At 52.1% G+C, this 22,832-nt stretch carries 19 protein-coding genes and 1 pseudogene; 10 read left to right on the top strand and 10 right to left on the bottom strand.

Translation table 11 applies throughout. The annotated features are described in order from the left end of the window. Window positions 1-169: 169 nt before the first annotated feature. Window positions 170-1,195, bottom strand: coding sequence for an inner membrane protein YhjD (gene yhjD, locus L379_RS01315; RefSeq protein WP_023295574.1), 1,026 nt, complete (start codon window positions 1,193-1,195; stop codon window positions 170-172). Between the two features lie 50 nt (window positions 1,196-1,245). Continuing rightward, the gene (locus L379_RS01320; RefSeq protein WP_032655465.1) at window positions 1,246-2,145 is read right to left on the bottom strand and encodes a LysR family transcriptional regulator; all 900 of its coding nucleotides are present in this window, start codon (window positions 2,143-2,145) and stop codon (window positions 1,246-1,248) included. 119 nt (window positions 2,146-2,264) lie between these two features. Between L379_RS01320 and L379_RS01325 the strand changes: the two genes are divergently transcribed. Together L379_RS01325 and L379_RS01330 are read left to right on the top strand one after the other, a co-directional pair. Then, window positions 2,265-3,023: an SDR family NAD(P)-dependent oxidoreductase gene (locus L379_RS01325; RefSeq protein WP_017384183.1), complete on the top strand. Its 759-nt coding sequence runs from the start codon at window positions 2,265-2,267 to the stop codon at window positions 3,021-3,023. Between the two features lie 174 nt (window positions 3,024-3,197). Then, a complete protein-coding gene (locus tag L379_RS01330; protein ID WP_032655463.1) occupies window positions 3,198-3,800 on the top strand; it encodes a response regulator transcription factor in 603 nt (200 codons plus the stop codon). On the opposite strand, the gene L379_RS01335 is transcribed toward L379_RS01330, so the two are convergent. Both L379_RS01335 and L379_RS01340 read right to left on the bottom strand, forming a co-directional pair. After that, complete coding sequence (locus L379_RS01335; RefSeq protein WP_015571514.1) at window positions 3,779-4,117, bottom strand: lysozyme; 339 nt, start codon at window positions 4,115-4,117, stop codon at window positions 3,779-3,781. The two genes, L379_RS01330 and L379_RS01335, sit on opposite strands and share 22 nt — an antisense overlap. Before the next feature lie 71 nt (window positions 4,118-4,188). Next, entirely contained in the window at window positions 4,189-4,728 is a 540-nt protein-coding gene (locus tag L379_RS01340; protein ID WP_017384181.1) for a GNAT family N-acetyltransferase, read from the bottom strand. A 146-nt stretch (window positions 4,729-4,874) separates the two neighbouring features. On the opposite strand from L379_RS01340, the gene L379_RS01345 reads away from it, so the two are divergent. Next, window positions 4,875-6,461 carry an STY4199 family HEPN domain-containing protein gene (locus L379_RS01345; RefSeq protein ID WP_032655460.1) on the top strand — a complete coding sequence of 529 codons (1,587 nt, stop codon included), beginning with the start codon at window positions 4,875-4,877 and terminating at the stop codon, window positions 6,459-6,461. Window positions 6,462-6,518: 57 nt separating this feature from the next. On the opposite strand, the gene L379_RS01350 is transcribed toward L379_RS01345, so the two are convergent. From L379_RS01350 to L379_RS01365, 4 genes are all read right to left on the bottom strand, one after another. Beyond that, window positions 6,519-8,168 (bottom strand): alpha,alpha-trehalase, encoded by a 1,650-nt coding sequence (locus L379_RS01350; protein WP_015571511.1) that lies wholly within the window; start codon window positions 8,166-8,168, stop codon window positions 6,519-6,521. A 241-nt stretch (window positions 8,169-8,409) separates the two neighbouring features. After that, the gene (locus tag L379_RS01355) at window positions 8,410-8,697 is read right to left on the bottom strand and encodes a hypothetical protein (protein WP_032655457.1); all 288 of its coding nucleotides are present in this window, start codon (window positions 8,695-8,697) and stop codon (window positions 8,410-8,412) included. 171 nt (window positions 8,698-8,868) lie between these two features. Next, the gene (gene gorA, locus L379_RS01360) at window positions 8,869-10,221 is read right to left on the bottom strand and encodes a glutathione-disulfide reductase (RefSeq protein WP_017693816.1); all 1,353 of its coding nucleotides are present in this window, start codon (window positions 10,219-10,221) and stop codon (window positions 8,869-8,871) included. Between the two features lie 70 nt (window positions 10,222-10,291). Continuing rightward, entirely contained in the window at window positions 10,292-11,134 is an 843-nt protein-coding gene (locus L379_RS01365; RefSeq protein ID WP_006808562.1) for a 23S rRNA (adenine(2030)-N(6))-methyltransferase RlmJ, read from the bottom strand. A gap of 206 nt (window positions 11,135-11,340) precedes the next feature. On the opposite strand from L379_RS01365, the gene prlC reads away from it, so the two are divergent. Then, window positions 11,341-13,383, top strand: coding sequence for an oligopeptidase A (gene prlC, locus L379_RS01370; RefSeq protein WP_032655454.1), 2,043 nt, complete (start codon window positions 11,341-11,343; stop codon window positions 13,381-13,383). Between the two features lie 7 nt (window positions 13,384-13,390). After that, window positions 13,391-14,143 carry a 16S rRNA (guanine(1516)-N(2))-methyltransferase RsmJ gene (gene rsmJ / locus L379_RS01375; RefSeq protein ID WP_017384177.1) on the top strand — a complete coding sequence of 251 codons (753 nt, stop codon included), beginning with the start codon at window positions 13,391-13,393 and terminating at the stop codon, window positions 14,141-14,143. A gap of 91 nt (window positions 14,144-14,234) precedes the next feature. On the opposite strand, the gene uspA is transcribed toward rsmJ, so the two are convergent. After that, window positions 14,235-14,672, bottom strand: coding sequence for a universal stress protein UspA (uspA, locus tag L379_RS01380; RefSeq protein ID WP_003861223.1), 438 nt, complete (start codon window positions 14,670-14,672; stop codon window positions 14,235-14,237). A 283-nt stretch (window positions 14,673-14,955) separates the two neighbouring features. Here uspA and uspB point away from each other — a divergent pair, with 283 nt between their 5' ends. Continuing rightward, window positions 14,956-15,291 (top strand): universal stress protein UspB, encoded by a 336-nt coding sequence (gene uspB / locus L379_RS01385; protein ID WP_003861224.1) that lies wholly within the window; start codon window positions 14,956-14,958, stop codon window positions 15,289-15,291. Window positions 15,292-15,345: 54 nt separating this feature from the next. Here uspB and pitA read toward each other — a convergent pair whose 3' ends face one another. Continuing rightward, window positions 15,346-16,845, bottom strand: a complete 1,500-nt coding sequence (pitA, locus tag L379_RS01390) for an inorganic phosphate transporter PitA (protein WP_003861225.1) — start codon at window positions 16,843-16,845, stop codon at window positions 15,346-15,348. A gap of 228 nt (window positions 16,846-17,073) precedes the next feature. On the opposite strand from pitA, the gene L379_RS01395 reads away from it, so the two are divergent. From L379_RS01395 to L379_RS01405, 4 genes and pseudogenes are all read left to right on the top strand, one after another. Then, complete coding sequence (locus L379_RS01395; protein ID WP_017384175.1) at window positions 17,074-18,276, top strand: BaiN/RdsA family NAD(P)/FAD-dependent oxidoreductase; 1,203 nt, start codon at window positions 17,074-17,076, stop codon at window positions 18,274-18,276. Window positions 18,277-18,418: 142 nt separating this feature from the next. After that, window positions 18,419-19,261 carry a TnsA endonuclease N-terminal domain-containing protein gene (locus L379_RS01400; RefSeq protein WP_000090707.1) on the top strand — a complete coding sequence of 281 codons (843 nt, stop codon included), beginning with the start codon at window positions 18,419-18,421 and terminating at the stop codon, window positions 19,259-19,261. After that, window positions 19,248-21,372, top strand: a pseudogene (locus tag L379_RS0124410) (transposase). The gene L379_RS01400 and the pseudogene L379_RS0124410 overlap by 14 nt, the downstream one beginning before the upstream one ends. Continuing rightward, a complete protein-coding gene (locus tag L379_RS01405) occupies window positions 21,372-22,820 on the top strand; it encodes an ATP-binding protein (protein ID WP_001049180.1) in 1,449 nt (482 codons plus the stop codon). Before L379_RS0124410 ends, L379_RS01405 begins: the two are co-directional and overlap by 1 nt. The last annotated feature ends 12 nt before the right edge of the window (window positions 22,821-22,832 follow it).

Below are 22,832 nucleotides of genomic sequence, written 5' to 3'. Positions count from 1 at the left end.
AAAGCAACAAAAAGCGGATAATTTTCAGACCAGCGAAAACACTTCTATGAAATGCTTCACACTTTTTAAATATCAGTCATTAAAACTGGTTTTGCGTTAAATAAAAGTTACGGCCTGGATTTATATGCTGAAATGGCGAATCGGGCTGAAATATCAGCCCGACATGATATCAGCGGTGGGTTTTACCCGGCATGCGCGGGTCATCTTTATACTCTGCCGTGGCGATCCACGCGGCGCAGAACAGCGTCAGGCGAGCGAAGAAATAGAAGAAAGCCATCAGCCCCAGCACCGAACCAAAGGCCGCGCCGGAGGGAGACTTCACCAGGGACGGCAGCGTATAGGTCATCACAATCTTGATCACCTCAAAACCAATGGCGGCAATCAATGTCCCGCGCATTAGCGCCTTCTTGCGCGGACGATGGCGGGGCAAACGCCAGAAGATCCAGAAGAACAGAAGGTAGTTAGCAAAGATAGAAATGGCCAGCCCAATGCCGCGCCAGGCCGGTTTCAGCCATTCAATGTAATCCAGGTACAGCGCGGAGATAATCATCTGCTGCGCGGAACCGGCGACCGAGGTGATGGAGAGCGTAATGACCAGCGCCACCAGCAGCCCAATCAGCGAAATAAAGTCGCGCAAATACTTCACCCATATCTTCTCCTGATCCTGCGGTCTACGCTCCCAGACGTCACGCGACTGGGCGCGAATAGCCTCACGCAGGTTGCCCATCCAGTTCACCCCGGAATAGAGCGCAATCAGCAACCCGACGATACCCACGGTGGTACGCTGCTGCACGGCGGTGTTGATGGTGCTTTTGAGCGTTGCGGCGAGCGTCTGGTCGCTGACGTTGGTCAGGATCTTATTGAAGATGTCCTGCAACAGCGTCGGGTGAGACGCCAGCACAAAACCGGCGGCGGCAAATGACACCATCAGGATGGGGATCATCGACAGGAACGAGAAATAGGTAATCGCTGCGCCAAACTGATTTCCCATGCGGTCGTTAAAGCGCTCAGCGGCGCGTATCAGGTGAGCAATCGCGGGTATCTGCTGAATTTTTTCGGCTATGCCGGTCACGGTGCCCAGCGCTTTGCTGGCCGTTCCAGGCTCTTTCGGCGCTTCAGGTTCGTTATCCATCTTTTTGATGGGTTCATAATCTAAATGTTGAGTCGGTCGTTGCGGGTTATTTTCCGGCGTCACGCGCATTTTCCTTTTCGTTGAGCTGGATGTTACTGAATTATAGCTTGTGACTAGTCGACGTAACCTTTTGTGAGTTCGGTAAGCCACTCCATAAACACATGCACCCGGCGGGAGAGGTTACGGCGGTGGGGATAAATGAGGGAGACGGGCATCGGTTCAGCCCGGTATTGCGGCAGGATCTCAACGAGTTTTTTCGTGCGCAGGGCATCACGCACCCCGACGCGCGGAACCTGAATAATCCCAAGCCCGGCGATACAGGCGGCCTGGTAGGTTTCCGTGCTGTTAACCGTCAATACGCCTCCCGTTTTTACCCACTGGGTCGCGCTGCCGTTGTAATACTCAAAACCCTGCGGACGCGTGCCCAGCGTGGCGGAGTAGTGAATGAGGGCATGCGAAGCCAAATCGTCCAGCGTCTCAGGGTAGCCGAATCGCGTCAGATAATCCGGGCTGGCGCAGTTAATCACCGACAGTTTCCCAAGCGGGCGGGCGATAAGCCCGGAGTCCCTTAAGTTTCCCACGCGAACCACACAGTCAAATCCTTCGCGGATGACATCGACCAGACGATCGCTGCTACTCAGCTCCAGCTCAATGCCGGGAAACTGTTGTAAAAATGCAGGCAGTTTCGGAATGACTACATTTCGCGCAATGGCAACGGGCATATCCACACGTAGCCGACCGCTGATGGTTGAAGGGTCGTGCAGGAACATGCCGTCCAGTTCGTCCAGATTCATCAGCAGATCTTTAGCGCGCTCGTAATAAACCATGCCGTCCTGCGTCAGGCTGACGCGGCGGGTAGTGCGGTGCAGCAGCTGCGTGCCCAGTGCGTTTTCCAGTGCCTGGATCTGTCGCGATACGCTCCCCTTCGGCAGGCTTAGCGTCTCCGCCGCGCGGGAAAAACTTTCCAGTTCCGCGACCCGAAGGAAAAGCTGCATTGCGTGTATTTTATCCATAGATGTTGGTCATTGTTGTTATGAATGAAACAGTGAAGCGCTGACGGCACTATTTATTGATTTTCTACCATCTAATAAGCTCTTTCTCAATCTTCATCACAGCCGAAACGAGGTGAATTATGAGTGAACGTATTGCTTTAGTGACGGGCGGTAGCCGCGGCCTGGGGAAAAATGCCGTTTTGAAGCTGGCCGCGGAAGGGACAGGCATCATCCTGACCTGGAACAACAGCCAGCAGGAGGCGCAGGAAGTTGTGCGCGAAATCGAGGGAACAGGTGGAAAAGCGGCAGCATTGCAGCTTAACGTCGGCGATACGGTAAGCTTTTCGCGCTTTGCTCAGCAGGTGAAGGATACCCTCAAACACATCTGGCAACGTGACACCTTTGACTATTTAGTGAACAACGCAGGTACAGGGTTATACGCACCCTATACCGAGACGACGGAAGCGCAATTTGATGATGCGCTGAACATTCACTTCAAAGGGCCGTTTTTCCTCACGCAACAGCTGCTGCCGCTCATAAAAGACGGAGGGCGGATCCTGAACGTCTCCAGCGGACTGGCCCGTTTTACTCAGCCCGGTTCAGGCACCTACGCGGCAATGAAAGGGGCGATGGAAGTGCTGACCCGCTATCAGGCAAAAGAGCTTGGTGCGCGCGGAATTTCCGTCAATATCATCGCGCCCGGCGCGATTGAAACCGACTTTGGGGGCGGACGCGTGCGGGATAATGCGGAGCTTAACCAGCTGCTGGCCTCGCAGACAGCGCTGGGACGCGTGGGCCTGCCCGATGATATTGGTGACGCCATTGCGGCGTTGCTCAGTGACAAACTGGGCTGGATGAATGCGCAACGTATTGAAGTTTCAGGCGGTATGTTCCTGTAATGTTCAGTCTTAAGGGGGAGGGAACCCTCTTAAGGAAATCCTTAAAACAGGTATGTCTAAATGCTGGAAGATATAAAGAGAGCTGGGTGATTTGTAACCTCTCCATTCATTGAGTTTTTTCTTAAAAAATGCCTCTGTAGAATCCCCCTTCGCTATTCTCAGAGGAGTAAAACGATGCGAGTAATCATGTTTGACAGGCAGTCATTATTTATTCATGGAGCGATGTACAGTTTGCAGAAGTTAATTCCGAAAATAGAGATGACAGGGGCTCGTCAGACTGATGAATTATGGGCGCAATTATCCGCGTCACCCTCCGCTATCATCATGATAGATGGGTATTTAATTCGTGATAATGGTGTGGCTTTACTGGAAGAGATTATGGATCGTTTTCCAGCGTCGCGCGTGGTGTTGGTGTTAACGAAAAAAGAGCGACGTTGGGTTGAGCAAATGTTTCAGCGCAACGTGGTGGCGATAGTTCCCCGCAATGCGAATCCCGAACGTTTTTCCGCAGTGCTGGATTCCGTATCGCGTGGAATGGTCTGTTTTCCCGGCGAGTGGCTGAAGCAGCACTCCTCTCAGGATGAACTGGCAGTGTTAAGCGAGCGCCAGCGTGAGGTATTGAAGTTACTGGCGGCCGGAGAGTCCAATAAAGAGATTGGTCGTAATCTCAATATCAGTGCGGCAACGGTAAAAGCCCATCTTGAGACGCTTTTCCGGCGTCTTGATGTCAAAAACCGGACGCAGGCCGCGATGTACTACACCCGGGCGACGGCCTGAAGTATCTTCTCAGGCAGAGGGGACTCTTCCCCAAAACTGAAGAGGGTTAATATCAGGGCGTCATGCTGCTGTTGGGTTAATGGGCGTTTGTTCATTTCCCGCAGCAGCGCCTCACATAATTGAATATCATTAAAAAGCAAATTCTCCGCCTCAATCGGCGTGATGAGACTGTTAAATTTTTCCCACTGGCGAATCACGTGACCATAACCAATAACCCATATACCCTTTTCGTCACGGTATTTCTCCAGGGAAAGACCCTGTTGTTTTTTAATTAATGCGATTGCAGCAGAAGATATCTGCATTGCATAACCCGTCATAAGCGTTTCCTCTTAGTGGCACGACTATAGAGGAAACGCCGCCGGGGAAATATCCGCCAAATGGCTGTTAATCAGGTTAAACTGAACGGGAATTCCTTTTTCAGTAAACCGAATAGCCAGTCGTTATGCCATTGCCCTGAAAGGAAATAACTCTCACGCAACTCACCTTCCAGTTGAAAACCTGTTTTTTCCAGCAGTCGCCTTGAGGCGATATTTCCCGCCGTCACGGTGGCGGTGAGCCGACGGATATTACCCTGAGTCAGCGCGAAATCACACACAGCCCGCAGAGATTCAAAGCCGTAACCTTTCCCCTGCGCAGAGGGCGCAAAGAGAAAACCGACTTCAGCACAATCTGCTTCCCGGTGCACATAGCCGGTTACGCCCAGCGGCGTCTGGCTGGCCGTTTCACGCACCACAAGGCAGAGCCAGTGCGAGCTGCCCGGCGTCCACGGCAACAGACGAGACTCAAAGGCTTCCCGAATGTCCGCCTCGCTTCGCGCAGGGGCGACAAAACGCATCACCTCAGGATTTTGCTGTAGCGACAGAAAAAAGGGCCAGTCTTGCTCTTGCAGCGGCGAGCAGGTGAGACGCGCGGTGGTTAAGGCGGGCATGACGATCCTCCGGAGGCATTGCAAATGATTATAAGGTTGTCACTTTATTTCAACAGAAAGTCAGGTATGTTTAACCTCATATAAATAAAAAGAAAAACGACTTTTAATGCCGCTTTAGCGGTACTCATTGTCTCTCAAGGAAAACAATGATGATTAGCTCATCGCATCATACCCGCGAACAGTTTGAACACTGTCTGGCAGCGATCCGTCAGGCGTCTGTTGAAATTTTACTTCTGTTGAATGTACATGTTTCTGAAGGAAAAGATCCACGCTGGTTTCTGGAGCAACTGGATAGCGCCCGCCTGGGGCTGGGCGGGTGGGGCGCCGTAGCCAGGAAGCTGAATCTGAATGATGCGGAAATGACGGCCTTTACGCTGCAATTACGCTTGCTTCAGCAGCGTGTTCCCCAGTATGAAAGCGGGCAGGATGTCAGCGAAAATCAACTGATTGCGGCGATGCGCTTCGTCACCTCCCTTGAATATCTGCGTCTGCAACAGCCCCTCCTGACCTACGATACCGGGAGGGTGCCAGAGAAGGAGAGCCAGCTTCAGGCGCAGAAACAGGTGCGTGCCATTGAGCTGATGATTAAAGGGCTGATACAGCAGGCGTGGCCCGATCCGGTACGGCTGAATAATCATCTTAAGACCTTGTTTAACGCTGAACGCGTGCGTCGCTGGCTGAAAAACGGTGAGATTAATGATGTTCTGAGCGGCATGTTGTTCAGCGAACTGGCCCAGCTGCTGGTGGATAAAAAAGAATTTAGCCGCTACTACGCGCCGCTGTTTAACGCTCCGGACATGCTGACGCTGCTGGTAGAGCCCCGCAAAACCCTGCAAACCTTCCTCGAAGATATTCGACAAATCCGCAACAGCATCACCGTGCAGCAGCCGTTAAGCGGGGCGCAAATCCAGCTGCTCGACTGCTATTACACGCAGATCACCCGCTCCGTTCAGCGCGCGTTTGAGGAAGGGCGGACACGCGTTAACCCGGCGGCGCTGATGGCGGTGGACGAAAGCGAGCTGCACGCGTTCTGGGAAAAGGCGCAAAAAATGGACCGCACCACAGGCGGCGATCTTTTTGAAGTGCGCGACAGTATAGAAAAACCGACTCAGCGCGCCGCGCGTACGCCAGAGCAGCGCGAACAGCTGATTTCCGGCGTGCTGTGGGGAGCGGTTGGCGTGATGGTTATCGCGATTGTCGTGGGGGGATTCTGGCTGGTGACCAGCAGTAAACCGCAGCTGGCTGTGGCCAGTACGGCATCTCCCGCGCAGGTGCAGGAGATGCGCGAAACGCCTTCCTCACGCGAGACGTTAACCCGCATGGGTGTTACCTGGGATGAGAATAATTTCCGCTCGGCCATCAATCGCAATGACACCCGCGTGGCGCTCCTGTTTTTGCAGGGCGGGATGGACTGGAAAATGTCATGGACGGAGGAGGCGTTGTCGGCAGGCTACGACGATGTACTGGAAGTAATGTTGCGCTACCGCCTGCAAATGACAGAGCAAAAGCCCTGCCGACGCTTTATTAATACGCTTAGCCATGCGATGGCGAACGGCGAATCGCTGACGCCTATGCGTAAGCAGTACCTGAAAGCATTCTGTACCGTCCCCGCGGTGGTGAAACGCCAGCAGCACGACGCCGATATGGCAACGCGCCGCGCGAAGACGCAGCCCGATGCCAGCACAAAAAAATGGCAGTCCATCCAGACTGCCATTTATGAGGTGATCCGCTGATTATTTTTCCCCCTCACCCTGCCACTCAGGGGAGAGGGGCAGGGTGAGGGGTGAGGCTCAGGGCTCCCCATACAGCCCAATCAACCGCCGCACCACGCCATTCGTCCAGCCGAAGCCATCCTGCAACGGATACTCACCCCCGCCACCTTCGCGTGGCGTGCTGCTGGCGATGTGGTACTTCTCAATCAGCTTATGATGGGTTTTGTAGTAATGGTTCACCGTGTGCAGCCAGCTCCAGGCGATCTCATCTCCCAGCGAGTCGTTGCCGTACTGCTTGAACCCCTGGATCGCCATCCACTGGAGCGGCGCCCAGCCGTTCGGCTTATCCCACTGCTCCCCGGTTTCATATTCGGTGGCGAGAATACCGCCCGGCGTGAGCAGACGGGCTTTAACGGCATCGGACAGCCGTTCAGCCTGCTCATGCGTCGCCATGCCCACATACAGCGGCACAATGCTGGCCGCAGAGAACAGCGCCAGGGCTTCACGCCGCCAGTCGTAATCACGATAACAGCCGTTCTCTTCGTCCCACAGATAGCGGTTCACCGCCGCGCGCCGGTCGCTGGCTTTCTGGCGGAACAGATCAGCCGTCTCTTTATCCCCTTTCGACGCGGAGATATTGGCGATAGCGCTCTCCAGTTTGAACAGGAATGCGTTCAAATCAATGGGGATAAATTGTGTCGTGCGGATGCTGGCCAGCCGCGCAGGATCGCGCAGCCAGCGGGATGAGTAATCCCATCCTGAGGCTGCCCCGGCGCGCAGGTCGCGATACACCTCGTTCGGCGGACGACCGGAATGACGGGCGGTTTCCACGTCCTCAATCCACGATTCATCTCGCGGCGTGTCGCGATCGTCCCAGTAGCGGTTGAGCAATGAGCCATCCGGCATGCGAACCGCACTGCGATAGGCCTGATTGAGCAGCAGCGATTCCGCCCCGTCCATCCAGAAGGCGTACTCCATCTTAAGATGCTCAAGATAGCGCTTCGCCCCGCGCACGCCGTCCTCTTCAAACAGCTCCACCATCAGGGCAAAAACGGGCGGCTGGGAGCGGCTGAGATAGTAGGTACGGTTGCCGTTCGGGATATGGCCGTAGCGCTCAATCAGCCAGGCGAAGTTATCGGCCATACATTTCAGCAGATCGTTACGACCGCTTTCAGCAAGCCCCAGCATGGAGAAGTAAGAGTCCCAGTAGTAGGTCTCACTGAATCGCCCGCCGGGCACAATATAGGCCTGCGGCAGCGCCAGCAGCGACGACCACGGGATGTGATCCTGCGGTTCGCGCGTCAGCACCGGCCACAGATTATCAATATGTTCTTTCAGGGACAGGCCGGGGTCAGAGACGTACTCTTTGCTGTAGTCCTCCGGCAGCCAGAAGTGATTCTCCACAAAGCGCGCCAGGTCAAAATCACGGTGACGACGCACCTTGCGATAGCGGATCAAAATATCCAGCGGATCCATCTTCGGCGCGCAGTCGGGAAAGGTTTTGCTGTCCGCAAACAGCCGCGACGACTGGACGTGTTCAAACAGTTCAAGGTAGCGGTCTGCGGGCGTAAGGGCATCGGACGCCGGCAGTCCTTCAATCATTTCCGGTTCCGGCTCTGCCTCGATCATCTCATCCAGTTTTAACTCACAGGGATCGGTTTCGTAGCGCAGCTCTTCTGCAATCTCGAACTCGATATCCTCGGCAGTCTGTAGTTTCTGGTTGAACATGGTGTTCAGGACCTCCGGTTTTTGTCGTAACAAATACGGGTTTTTCCCGGCTATCTTTTAAGCGTAGACATTCGCTTCGGTTAATGCGGTACGAAGTGTGCGGTAGATCACGCTTTCAAAATGGATTTAAACACGCTGAAAATCAGATATCCCTTTGATTATGAAATTATTAAATCAGAATCTTTGGAAACAGAGCAGGAATAAAATTCAGAGCATTCGGTATTCTGCATATAAGCACGGATTAATGTGCCTGACGCGCATCGCCCTGAAGGCTGTTGGCGGTTTGACTGGCTTTCTGGCTGGCGCCTTCGCTTTTATCCATCGCCTTGCTGGCCGCTTTTTCCGCATGGGCGGCGCTGTACGCAGCCAGATGGGAAATCACGATGGCGTAAATGCTCATTAACGACACCCACAGAATGCTGTTTTTCCACCACAGCAGGGTAGGAATGGTCAGTATCGCCCAAACCAGCGCGAGAACAAGGTGCATTTTGGCCATCAGTTTTGCGGTGATCTTTACGTGCATTTTCATATCTCTAATCTTTTTCCGTAGTAACAGGCGAACGCGTAGCGCTTTCTAAGATTAGTTAATTCCACCGCGGGTAGCGGGTTATTTTGTTACCGTTTGTACAGCCGTTGGGTTTACCTGCCCTGGGCATAAAAAAACCGGCCAGCTGGCCGGTTTTGTTGCGGATCAGACGGATCAGCGCATTGTCACAAACTCTTCCGCCGCAGTCGGGTGGATCGCCACGGTGTTATCGAAGTCTTTCTTCGTTGCGCCCATCTTCAGCGCCACCGCGAAGCCTTGCAGGATCTCGTCCATGCCGAAGCCAATGCCGTGGATGCCAACGATCTTCTCTTCCGGGCCCACGCAGACCAGCTTCATGCGGCACGGCTGACGGTGCGAGGTGACCGCGGTATACATCGCGGTAAACGCCGATTTATACACTTTCACCTGGTCATCGCCGTACTGCTCACGCGCCTGCGGCTCGGTTAAGCCGACGGTACCGATTGGCGGGTGGCTGAAGACCACGGTCGGGATGTTGCTGTAGTCCAGATGTTCGTCCGGCTTGTTGTTAAACAGACGCTCGGAAAGACGACGCCCCGCCGCCACGGCAACCGGCGTCAGCTCTACGGCGCCGGTGTTATCACCGACGGCATAAATGCCCGGTACGCTGGTGTTCTGCAATTTATCAACGACAATGTAGCCTTTTTCATTGGTTTTCACCCCGGTTGCGGCCAGGTTGAAGTTGTCGGTGGCCGGTTCACGACCAATCGCCCAGATCAGGCAATCAACGGTCTGGCTGCGACCATCTTCCAGCTCCAGAGTCAGGCTACCGTCCGCATTTTTCACCACCGCTTTTGGCACGGCGTTGGTGTGCAGGGTTGGGCCTTCGGCGTTCATCACCTCGACCAGCGTGTCGACGATCAGCGGGTCAAAGCTGCGTAGCGGCGCGTGTTTACGCACGAACAGGTGCGCTTCCGCTCCCAGGCCGTTAATCACGCCGGCCAGCTCAACCGCGATGTAACCTGCGCCCACAATGGCAACGCGTTCCGGCAGAGCAGGCAGCTCGAAGAACCCGTCGGAGTCGATACCGTATTCCGCGCCCGGAATGTTCGGGTGGCTCGGACGGCCGCCGGTGGCGATCAGGATGTGATCGGCGGTGATCGTCTCGCCGTTCACTTCGATCGTCTTCGCATCCACGAAACGGGCGAAGCCGCGGATCACGTCGACGTTATTCTTGCCCAGTACGTTATCGTACGAGGTGTGAATACGGTCGATGTAGGCGGTACGGCTGGCGATCAGTTTATCCCAGTCGAAGTGGTTGATGGTGGTGTCAAAGCCGTAGTCCGGGCCATACATATGGATAGCTTCACGGATTTGCGCGGCATGCCACATCACTTTCTTCGGTACACAACCCACGTTCACGCAGGTGCCGCCGAGTTCTTTGGCTTCAATCAGCGCACACTTCTGGCCGTACATGGCCGCACGGTTGATGGAGGCGATGCCGCCGCTGCCGCCGCCGATTGCGATGTAGTCATAATGCTTAGTCATAGCGTTGTCCTTAATCGTGAATTGCCGCGATTGTATACCTGAAATCAATAGTTTCCACCGATGGCTGCGATTACTCCGGCACGATCCAGCTCACGGTGGCGTGACCCGTACCGGCTGGCACCAGCGTTTTGTGCAGCCACGGCAGCACATTGTTCATCTGTGCTTCGAGCTTCCACGGCGGGTTAATGACGATCATGCCGGACGCGGTCATGCCGCGCTGGTCGCTGTCAGGGCGCACCGCCAGCTCAATTTGCAGGATTTTACGAATGCCGGTCGCTTCGAGGTCTTTGATCATGCGTTTAATTTGCGCGCGCAGCACTACCGGATACCACAGGGCATAGGTGCCGGTCGCAAAGCGTTTGTAACCTTCGTTAATGCCGGTCACCACCGCCTGATAGTCGGTTTTGATTTCGTACGGCGGGTCGATCAGCACCAGGCCGCGACGGGAAACCGGCGGCAGTTTGGCTTTCAGCTGCTGGTAGCCATCGGCTTTGTCCACGCGGGCGCGGTTATCTTTCTGAAACTCAGAACGCAGCAGCGGGAAGTCGCTCGGGTGCAGCTCTGTCAGCTGAAGGCTGTCCTGCTCACGCAGCAGCTGGCGGGCAATCAGTGGTGAACCCGGGTAGTAACGCAGCTGGCCGTTGCGGTTGAAGTGATTCACCACGCCAATGTACGGCTCCAGCTCGGCAGGCAGATCGTCCTGCTGCCAGATACGCGCAATCCCTTCCAGATATTCACCGGTACGCTCTGCATGCTCGCCGCTCAGCTGATAACGGCCCGCGCCCGCGTGGGTGTCCAGATAAAGGAACGGTTTATCCTTTTCTTTAAGCGATTCGATGATCAGGCTCTGAACGGTATGTTTGAGGACGTCGGCGTGGTTGCCTGCGTGGAAGCTGTGGCGATAACTGAGCATGGGTAATGATATTCCGCTGAATTGACGATTTGCCACAGTTTACAGCAGAACGGCACAGATTACCCGCAGGCCCGGTAAGCGCAGCGCCACCGGGCGTTTTTCGACAACCTTCGGCATTGAAATCCTCTACACTTAACCCCATTACTGAACAATATGCACAGCGCCGGATGCGCGCTTCATTCATCTATTTCAACAGGACAGCGTTTATGACCAATCCATTACTGACGCCTTTTTCGTTGCCACCGTTTTCTAAAATCCTCCCTGAGCATGTGGTTCCGGCCGTTACCCAGTCGCTGAACAACTGCCGTGCGGCGGTAGAAAACGTGGTCGCGCAGGGCGCGCCGTACACCTGGGAAAATCTGTGTCAGCCGCTGGCCGAAGTGGACGACGTGCTGGGGCGTATCTTCTCCCCGGTGAGTCACCTGAACTCGGTGAAAAACAGCCCGGAGCTGCGTGAGGCCTACGAACAGACCCTGCCGCTGCTCTCTGAGTACAGCACTTGGGTCGGTCAGCATGAGGGGCTCTACAAAGCCTACCGCGACCTGCGCGACGGCGACCACTATGCCGAACTGAACACGGCGCAGAAAAAATCGGTCGATAACGCCCTGCGTGATTTCGAACTGTCCGGGATTGGCCTGCCAAAAGAAAAACAGGTGCGCTACGGCGAAATCGCCGCGCGCCTGTCCGAGCTGGGCAACCAGTACAGCAACAACGTCCTCGACGCCACCATGGGCTGGACGAAGCTGATTACCGATGAATCTGAACTGGCGGGTATGCCGGAAAGCGCGCTGGCGGCGGCAAAAGCCCAGGCCGAAGCGAAAGAGCAGGAAGGCTTCCTGTTAACGCTGGATATCCCAAGCTATCTGCCGGTGATGACCTACTGCGACAACCAGGCCCTGCGCGAAGAGATGTACCGCGCCTACAGCACCCGCGCCTCCGATCAGGGGCCGAATGCCGGTAAGTGGGACAACAGCCCGGTGATGGCGGAGATCCTCGCTCTGCGCCACGAGCTGGCACAGCTGCTGGGCTTCGACAGCTACGCGGATAAATCCCTCGCCACCAAAATGGCTGAGAACCCACAGCAGGTGCTCGACTTCCTGACCGATCTGGCGAAACGCGCCCGTCCTCAGGGTGAAAAAGAACTGGCTCAGCTACGCGCCTTTGCGAAAGCGGAGTTCGGCGTGGACGAGCTTCAGCCGTGGGATATCGCGTACTACAGCGAAAAACAGAAACAGCATCTCTACAGCATCAGCGACGAACAGCTGCGTCCGTACTTCCCGGAAAACAAAGCCGTTAACGGCCTGTTCGAGGTGGTGAAACGCATCTACGGCATTACCGCGAAAGAGCGTACCGACATCGACGTCTGGCATCCGGACGTGCGCTTCTTCGAGCTGTATGACGAGAAAAACGAGCTGCGCGGCAGCTTCTATCTGGATCTTTACGCGCGTGAAAACAAACGTGGCGGGGCGTGGATGGACGACTGTGTGGGCCAGATGCGTAAAGCGGATGGTTCCCTGCAAAAACCGGTCGCCTACCTGACCTGTAACTTCAACCGCCCGGTGAGCGGCAAACCTGCGCTGTTTACCCACGATGAAGTGATCACCCTGTTCCACGAGTTCGGTCACGGCCTGCACCACATGCTGACCCGCATCGAAACCGCTGGCGTCGCCGGTATCAGCGGTGTGCCATGGGATGCGGTCGAGCTGCCAAGCCAGTTTATGGAAAACTGGTGCTGGGAGCCGGACGCGCTGGCATTTATCTCCGGCCATTACGAAACGGGCGAACCGCTGCCGAAAGAACTGCTGGATAAAATGCTGGCGGCGAAAAACTACCAGGCGGCGATGTTCATCCTGCGTCAGCTGGAGTTCGGCCTGTTCGACTTCCGCCTGCACGCCGAGTTCAGCCCGGAGCAGGGGGCGAAAATCCTCGAAACCCTGGCTGAGATTAAAAAGCAGGTCGCGATTATTCCAGGCCCGACCTGGGGACGCTTCCCGCACGCGTTCAGCCATATCTTCGCAGGCGGGTACGCCGCAGGCTACTACAGCTACCTGTGGGCCGACGTGCTGGCGGCAGATGCCTTCTCGCGCTTCGAAGAAGAGGGGATTTTCAACCGCGAAACCGGTCAGTCGTTCCTTGATAACATCCTGACGCGCGGCGGTTCAGAAGAGCCTATGGAGCTGTTCAAACGCTTCCGTGGCCGCGAGCCGCAGCTGGATGCGATGCTGGAGCATTACGGAATCAAAGGCTGATTGCTACGTGAAGATCTGCTTAGTAGATGAAACAGGCGCCGGGGACGGCGCCTTATCTGTTCTGGCGGCCCGCTGGGGGCTGGAACATGATGAAGACAACCTGATGGCGCTGGTGATGACGCCGGAACATCTGGAGCTGCGCAAGCGCGATGAGCCAAAGCTTGGCGGGATTTTTGTCGATTTTGTCGGCGGCGCGATGGCGCACCGGCGTAAGTTTGGCGGCGGTCGCGGTGAAGCGGTGGCCAAAGCGGTCGGCATTAAAGGCAGCTATCTGCCGGACGTGGTGGATGCCACGGCGGGGCTGGGGCGCGATGCCTTTGTGCTGGCGTCTGTCGGCTGTCGGGTGCGGATGCTGGAGCGTAATCCGGTTGTCGCCGCGCTGCTCGACGACGGGCTGACGCGGGGCTACGCGGACCCGGAAATCGGCCCGTGGTTGCAGGAACGTTTGCAACTTATTCATGCCTCCAGCCTGACGGCGCTGACCGATATCACCCCACGCCCGCAGGTAGTCTATCTCGACCCCATGTTCCCGCATAAGCAGAAAAGCGCGCTGGTGAAGAAAGAGATGCGGGTGTTTCAGTCTCTGGTGGGGCCAGATTTAGATGCCGATGGCCTGCTGGAGCCGGCTCGTCAGCTGGCGACGAAGCGGGTGGTGGTGAAGCGGCCGGACTATGCGCCGCCGCTGGCGGACGTTGCGACCACTAACGCGGTGACCACCAAAGGACACCGATTTGATATTTATTCGGGAACGCCAGAATAAAAAAGCCGGGTGGCGGCTTCGCCTTACCCGGCCTACATTCAGTGCCGCTTGTAGGCCCGGTAAGCGTTAGCGCCACCGGGCTTTTTTGCACTTACTCGTCTTCTTCGTCACGCAGTGGAACAATCAGCATATCCACGTGTACGGTGTTAATCAGCTGGCGCGCGGAAGACATCAGCTTGCTCCAGAAGTCCTGGTGATGACCGCATACCACCAGGTCCATATCGTATTTCTTAATCGCATCAACCAGCACCTGGCCCAGATCGCCGCTACCGCTTAAGGTTTCAGTGATTGGATAGCCCGCGTTGGTAGAAAGCTCGCTCAGCGCGTGGTGAGTCTCTTCGGAGATGCGTTTCTGCATATCGCCGAGATTCACGTCGATCAGACCGGTGTAGAGGTCGGAGTAATTCACATCAACGTGAATCAGCGAAACTTTCGCGTTGTAGGGACGTGCCATGGATACTGCTTTATCAACCAGCACTTTACTCTCCGGGGAGAGGTCTACCGCGATGAGAATGTGTTTGTAAGCCATAGTGTTACTCCTTCCTTAAGTTATCGATGACTAAATGGGAAAGCCGTCGTCTGATGCTTTCATTACGGCCCAGTTAAACATATTTTTCAAGCTTTGGTGTTGATAACGATTAACCTTGTGGCAAAAAAATTAACGGATCTCCTACACTATTTAATGAGCCGTTCGGATATTAAAACGCGAACCGGATCGACTTTTGGTCATTCTTTCACTGAACTGTCTGTCAGGGCATTGGGGTGCGGTAGCTCAGGAGCCTTGCTTCGTGGGCGGACGCCGGGGAGGATGTATGATTAGCACCGTCGCATTGTTTTGGGCGTTATGCGTGGTTTGCATAGTGAATATGGCGCGCTACTTCTCATCGTTACGTGCGCTGTTAGTGGTACTTCGTGGTTGCGATCCGTTGCTTTATCAGTATGTGGACGGTGGAGGGTTCTTCACCTCGCACGGACAGCCCAGCAAGCAGATGCGTCTGGTGGGGTATATCTACTACCAACGCTACCGCGATCACCACGATGAAGAGTTTATCCGTCGCTGCGAGCGCCTGCGTCGTCAGTTCATTTTGACCAGCGCCCTGTGTGGCCTGGTTGTGGTGAGTATGATTGCGCTGATGATTTGGCACTGAGCATAAAAAAAGCGGGCCAGTTTCCTGACCCGCTTTTTTGTCGCCTTCAGCCGATTAAATCAGCTTCAGCGAAATCCAGTACAGACCGCCAGACAGCAGGATGGACGCCGGGAGGGTGAACACCCAGGCCATCAGAATGTTGGTCACGGTTTTACGCTGCAAACCGCCGCCGTCAACAATCATGGTACCTGCCACGGACGAAGAGAGTACGTGGGTGGTGGAGACTGGCATACCGGTGTAGCTCGCCAGACCGATAGATACCGCTGCCGTCATCTGCGCGGACATACCCTGCGCATAGGTCATGCCTTTCTTACCGATCTTCTCACCGATGGTGGTCGCCACACGACGCCAGCCAATCATCGTACCGATACCCAGCGCCAGTGCGACCGCCATGATGATCCAGATTGGCGCGTACTCAATGGTGTTGAGCATATCGCCTTTCAGTTTCTTCAGCAGACGTTGGTCGTCAGCATTAACCTCTGGCAGCTTCGCGACTTTATCGGTCACGTCGGAGATACAGAGCATGATGCGACGCAGTTGACCACGCTGTTCAACAGCCAGTTTGTCATAGCTTTCGATATCGGCCAGCATGCCTTTCGCACGTTCCAGCGCGTTAATCGCGTTTGCCGGATGGCAATGGAACTCGCCCGGTGCCGTCGTTGCGCCTGACTCGGGAGAAGGAATCAGCTGGTCCACGCCGGTCGCTTTCTTCAGCAAATCAGGATGCTGCTGGAAGTAAGTCTCAACGTTGTTTACCGCATCACGGGTACGGGTGATTTCGTAACCGGAGGCGTTCATGTTAACCACGAAGCCCGCCGGTGCGACGCCAATTAGAACCAGCATCACCAGGCCGATACCTTTCTGACCATCGTTCGCGCCATGAGAGAAGGCGACGCCAATAGCGGAAATGATCAGCGCGATACGCGTCCAGAACGGCGGCTTTTTCTTGCCGTCTTTCTTCTCACGCTCTGCTGGCGTCAGATGGATACGCGCACGTTTTTTCGTGTTGCTCCAGTAGCGACGCAGGATGAAAATCAAGCCACCCGCCACCACCAGACCGACGATAGGGGAGATGATCAGAGAGCCGAAAATACCGAGAACTTTCGGGATATTCAGCGCATCAACGACGGAGGTCCCGGTCATCAGGGCATTGGTTAACCCAATACCGATAATCGCGCCGATGAGGGTGTGAGAGCTGGATGCCGGCAGGCCGAAATACCAGGTACCGAGGTTCCAGATAATCGCAGCAAGCAGCATTGAGAACACCATGGCCAGGCCATGACCGGAACTCACGTTAAGCAGCAGATCCGTTGGCAGCATATGCACAATGGCATACGCAACGCTCAGTCCGCCCAGGAGGACACCAAAAAAGTTAAATACCGCCGCCATCACGACCGCAAGCTGCGATCGCATTGCGCGAGTGTAGATAACCGTTGCTACTGCGTTTGCAGTGTCGTGGAAGCCGTTGATCGCTTCGTAAAACAGCACAAAAACCAGAGCAAGCAATAATAAAAGCCCGGTATGTAAATCCAGGCCGGCAAACAAATGTAGCATAGGACGTTACGCCATTTTGAGGACATGAACGCGGCGCATTATCCAGGACAAATGCGCAACGGGCAAAGTGAAATATAGACTTTTTTTGACATACCACCTGATTTGAGAAATGTGCCTGAAAGGATAATCTTTAAATATCAATGAAATGGCTTTGTAATATCTTTTTACGCTGGTGCGACCACTGAGGAAACTTTACAATCCGCGGCAGTTAACGAAGAGGATTTTGACGTGGAAAGGTTTGATGCCGTAGTAATTGGCGCCGGTGCGGCGGGTATGTTTTGTGCGGCGATGGCCGGACAAGCGGGTCGTCGCGTGCTGCTGCTGGATAACGGAAAAAAGCCTGGCCGCAAGATCCTGATGTCTGGCGGCGGGCGATGCAACTTTACTAATCTTTATGTCGAGCCTGCGGCCTATTTGAGCCAAAACCGTCATTTTTGCAAATCTGCGCTGGCGCGCTACACCCAGTGGGATTTTATCGAGCTGGTGGGTAAACACGGTATCGCGTGGCATGAGAAGACGCTGGGGCAGCTGTTCTGCGACGACTCCGCGCAGCAAATTGTCGATATGCTGGTGGCCGAGTGCGAAAAAGGCGGCGTAGTTATGCGCCTGCGCACCGAAGTGCTGGACGTCGCCCGTGACGAGGAGGGCTACACGCTGCAACTCAACGGTGAAACCGTCAGCGCCGATAACCTGGTGATCGCCAGCGGCGGCCTCTCGATGCCGGGTCTGGGCGCCTCACCGTTCGGCTATAAAATCGCCGAGCAGTTTGGCCTGAAGGTACTGCCCACCCGCGCCGGGCTGGTACCGTTCACGCTGCATAAGCCCCTGCTGGAACAGCTTCAGACGCTCTCCGGCGTGTCTGTGCCGTCGGTCATTACGGCCGAAGACGGCACGGTGTTCCGCGAAAATCTGCTCTTTACCCATCGCGGACTCTCGGGCCCGGCGGTATTGCAGATCTCCAGCTACTGGCAGCCGGGGGAGTTTGTCTCCGTAAACCTGGTGCCGGACTGCGATCTGGACGCCTTCCTCAACGAGCAACGCGCCGCGCACCCGAATCAAAGCCTGAAAAATACCCTGGCGATGCAGCTGCCGAAGCGTCTCGTGGAGTGCTTGCAGGTGTTAGGGCAAATTCCGGATGTCGCGCTCAAGCAGCTCAACAGCCGCGAGCAGGAAACGCTGGTGGAGACGCTGACGAACTGGCGCGTACAGCCAAACGGCACCGAAGGTTACCGCACGGCGGAAGTGACGCTGGGCGGCGTGGATACAAACGAACTCTCATCCCGCACGATGGAAGCCCGCAACGTGCCGGGTCTTTATTTCATTGGTGAAGTGATGGACGTGACCGGCTGGCTCGGCGGGTATAACTTCCAGTGGGCGTGGGCCAGTGCCTGGGCATGCGCGCAGGCACTCGCTGATGTCCGAGGACAATAAAGTTGTACACAAAGCACTAAAGTTGTAACCATTCTCAAAAAACGACGCTAATGTTGTATACTTACTGAATGTGTGGTTATAGGGTTGGAGACTATAAAATGCACATATAGGTACGTATCAATGTCGTTTTTAGGGTACGATCATGGCTAGGGGTAGGCGTCTCAAATCCTATTTGGATTATGAAAATGCGCTAGGTGACGGCATAGGAGTGGGCTATGGCCAAAGTTATCAGCCCTGGCTTAGAGCTCAGGACGTTAAATCCCGTGGAAACCGTTCGATAGTCTTTGGCCTTAAGACGTTTCGAAACCATCATCTCCTTTCTTCTGTCGAAAGTAACTTTTTCTATCTGGCTGAGTTTAATGACTCGGTGATTGATATCCGGGAACAATTCCCACTCTTTCCTCTCCGGCTTACCCAACAAATAGCAAATCATCTACATTTTCAACATCCTATGGTGAGGGGAGTAAGAGGAGTACCTGTCGAAGTTCTGAATGTTATGACAACCGATTTTTTACTGACCTTGAGAACTCCTGAAGGCGGACTTCGATACAAAGCTATAGCAGTAAAACATAACGAGAGCATACCTGAACGCGAAGCCCAAAAACTTGAAATAGAGAGGATGTTTTGGCAGTTGATTGATGTTGAGTTTCAAATTTATGTTGGCTCGGAACTCAATAACGTCGTCGGTAAAAACATTTGCTGGGCTACTTCTGTATTAAGAGATGGTTCTGAATTTTATGATAAATATCCTCTTGATAAAATCCTATGGAAGCTTAAACCAGATGTTTATCCCATAGTAGGACTACGTGCAATGATTTCATCAATCTTTGGGGTAGATGCACAAGAAGCGATGATGTTATTGCAGGCAATGATTGGATTAAAAATGATAAATGTTGATTTATCATATCCAATACTCGAAACCGGTCTGATAAAGATAATTTCCAATGACCACTATATAGGACTGAACGCAAATGGATATTATTAGGAATTCAGTCTGGCTCTCTCAAGGCACTGATTTGCTTGCAGAGGGACTTTACCGTGTTTTGGATTTTGACAGAAAGGTCGATTTGTTAATTTTGTTTAAAATAAAATCAGAAAGAACGGGTAAGCCAATCCCTTTCTCATTTTCAATGTTTAAATATTATATTGAATCAAATAGCATAACTTGTAAAGATTATATATATCCTTCATATATGTTAGTAGATGAGAAAGAATTAACAGATAAAGACAGAGGAAGGCGAGATGAAAATTACAATATCATTAAAGATCTTGTAGATGACAGAATGTTTCTGTTCGACTATGCATTACATAAAAAGTCGCACCTTTTAATGGATTACTCAAGAAATAAAAAAATATCACAATATACTATCAGAACGCTTCTGGCGTTGTATTGGCGACATGGGCAGGATATTTATGCATTGCTACCCGCATTCTCGAACTGTGGCGCCGCTGGGAAAAGTAGAATCAAACATGAAATTAAACTTGGGAATTCCAAAAAAAAACAGAGCATTACCTAATGAACGATCACGTGTTTTCATTCTTAATGAAAGAGATATAAATAATATTAGAAAATCTCTCATTACGTATCATTATAAAGTTAACGGAGATACGATAAAGAAAACATTAGAGAGACATATTGATTTGTATTTTAGGGATGAAATTAAAACAGCAAACCTAGAAAATAGAGCTCCATATGTTCCTTCTTTAAAACAATTTTCATACTGGAATAAAAAACTCTTCACTAAAGATTTCTCGATAAATAAGAAGAACACGAAAAAAGAAATAGACCTCAAAATGCGGGCGCTTTTAGGTAGTGTGGCTAATACAACTGTTTTGCCGGGTGATGTTTTCGAAATAGACTCAACTGTCGCTGATGTACATCTTATTTCGAGTTTAAACAGACGAAAAGTCATTGGGCGTCCTACTATTTATACAGTGGTGGATCGTGCAACAAGAATGATTGTTGGCCTTCATGTTTCTTTATACCATGCTTCATGGCGAGCCGCCCGACAAGCGTTAGCAAATTGCTTTATGCCAAAAAAAGAATATTGTAGATTATTTGGAATCTCTATTACTGATGATGATTGGCCTTGTTCTCACATTCCATTAACATTGATGTGTGACAACGGGGAGATGATTGGTCTTAAACCTCAGGAAGAGATGACCCCCCTGACAAAACTTGAGTTTGCGCCAGTCGGTAGAGGCGACAGAAAAAGCATTGTTGAACGCTGTTTCGGCATTCTGAATGATGAGGTTATTCATAGGCTTATTGGAACAACACGAAGGGGAAAGATTGTTAAAGGAGAGCCAACACCGCAATCCAGGGCTTGTTTAACGATTCAGGAGGTCACGTCTTTACTGATTCGGGAGATACTTGCACATAATCAGAGAACGTATGAGGAACTGGCTTATATCAATCCCTTACTGATTGAAAATGATCTCGTAATATCACCAAAAAATAGTTGGATGATAAGCTTAAAGCACGGGAGATTCAGCGCAAGAGCCGTTGGGGCCGACGAAGTGATCGCACGATTGTTAATCCCTGTGAACGCTAACATTACCGCCGGTGGGATTCAGTACAATAATCTTTTTTATGAATGTGATCCTGAAATTGCATCTGGTGTCAGAGTATTTGGAAGAACCACTTGTGAAGCAAGAATAGATGACAATTGCGTAGATTATATATATGTAAGATTTGACAAAAATAGCATTTTCAAAAAACATTACCTACTTAAGAAAAGAGATGTATTTAAAGGGAAAGCTCATCTTGATACAGATGTAATGGCTGATTGGGTAGATACTCAAAAAGAAATTAATTTATTTACTCTGGATTCGCTCAGCAATATCAATAATAAAGATGAATTTAACAGGAAAGGTAACGAAAGATTAAATGAAATATACGAATCTCGCCGGGTACATGGTAAAGATATTAAAAAGAACAGGAAAAATGAACTTGATTCATTAGGGCGAACTCATGTTGCTAATGGAAGATCTGAACCCCTACTTCCTTCATCCAGTAATGTTCTGCTTTTGCCTGGCCGGGAGGAGAAACAAAGATGGTTAAAAGGTAAGAAGAAGACTGAGGACGCAGAATAATGAATCTTATACGGCGCGTTTCAGCGATATATAAAGAACAGGAGTTACCTGAGTATCGTGGCAATCCCTTAATTGAAGCACTTCCTGAAGCGCTTACGGAAGATGAAGTACTTCTGGAAATGAGTTATTTCCCCGAAATTGACGAAAAAATCCGCTGGACTGCCCCGGCGAATGTTAGAGAGCAGTATGTCGAACGTATAAAGAAATTCCGTTGCCCTCAAACCAATCTTATCCAGGCTTATAAGATGATCTTACGGGCACTTAGGGAAAGCTATGCAGCTCGTAATCCTTTAAAAAGCGGAACAATTCAATATCTTCATTACTATGGAAATGAGCGTCCTGATATTGAGCCAGAAAGTGGATATTTTAAATCCCAGGCTGAAACTATTACGATAGTTGGAATGAGTGGTTCTGGAAAAACTACCATGATTGAGCAAGTCATGGATCATTTCCCTCAGATTATAGAACACAGCAGCTATAAAGGAGTTTTTCCCGGCTTCAGTAAGCAAATTGTATGGGTAAAGATTAATTGTCCATACAATTCAAGTGTGAGAGACCTTTGTGAAGAGATTTTACAAAAATTAGATGATGCAATTGGTATTGAACGAACTACACCTGAGATTAGAAATGGTGCTCTGGCTCGCCAGATTGCACAAAGAATTAAATCATCATTTTTGGGTATCCTTGTTATTGATGAAATGCAGAGGCTTAAATTTTCAAGAACCGGGGGTGAGAGTAAGTTGATTGATTTTTTACATGAAATTGTAGATTCCATGGGGGTATCTATGGTTTTTTGTGGAAATCATCCTTTTGACGAGACGCTGACAAAGAAAATGAGAATTGCCAGGCGGGCAGAGTCTGGTGGTTACATGAAAATTAAGAATGTTAGATACGATTCACAAGACTGGCAATCGTTTATTCATTATTTATGGCCATTACAATGGACAAATGTTGAAACTCCATTAAATGATGAGTTAAACGAAAAATTATTCATTTTATCTAAAGGCAATATTGGATTGGCTCAGATGATTTATCGGGGGGCACAATTAAAGGTTATCGGTAGCGGCAATGAAATCATCACTGGCGCAGTCTTGTCGGCCTCTGTACCGGTACTCGTGAGTCATACGGAGGAATATAAGGATACTCCACTCCCGGGGGCCGCGACTGAAGATGAGGAAGCTAAATGGCTCTCTGCATCTAATGAGGGTGATGCTTCGGCTAAAATCATGGCAGAGAAGTCCCTAAAGTCTTTGATCCCTGGGGATATAGACAGGCCACAGCACAAGGAATTCGTAGGAAAAATAGACGAGGTTTTGCGCAATTTCGACGAGAAAATACTGTCTCTTGACCACGATCTTGTTATCAACAGAACAGCTGAAAAGAAAAATACCTACGATGCTCTTCAGCGTTGCGGGCTTATAAATATAGATCCACTTAATAAATTGTAATGAGGTAACAGT

It is taken from the genome of Enterobacter sp. MGH 33 (assembly GCF_000534535.1).
GTDB lineage: Bacteria > Pseudomonadota > Gammaproteobacteria > Enterobacterales > Enterobacteriaceae > Enterobacter > Enterobacter hormaechei_C.
This window is presented reverse-complemented; position numbering and strand designations above follow the sequence as displayed.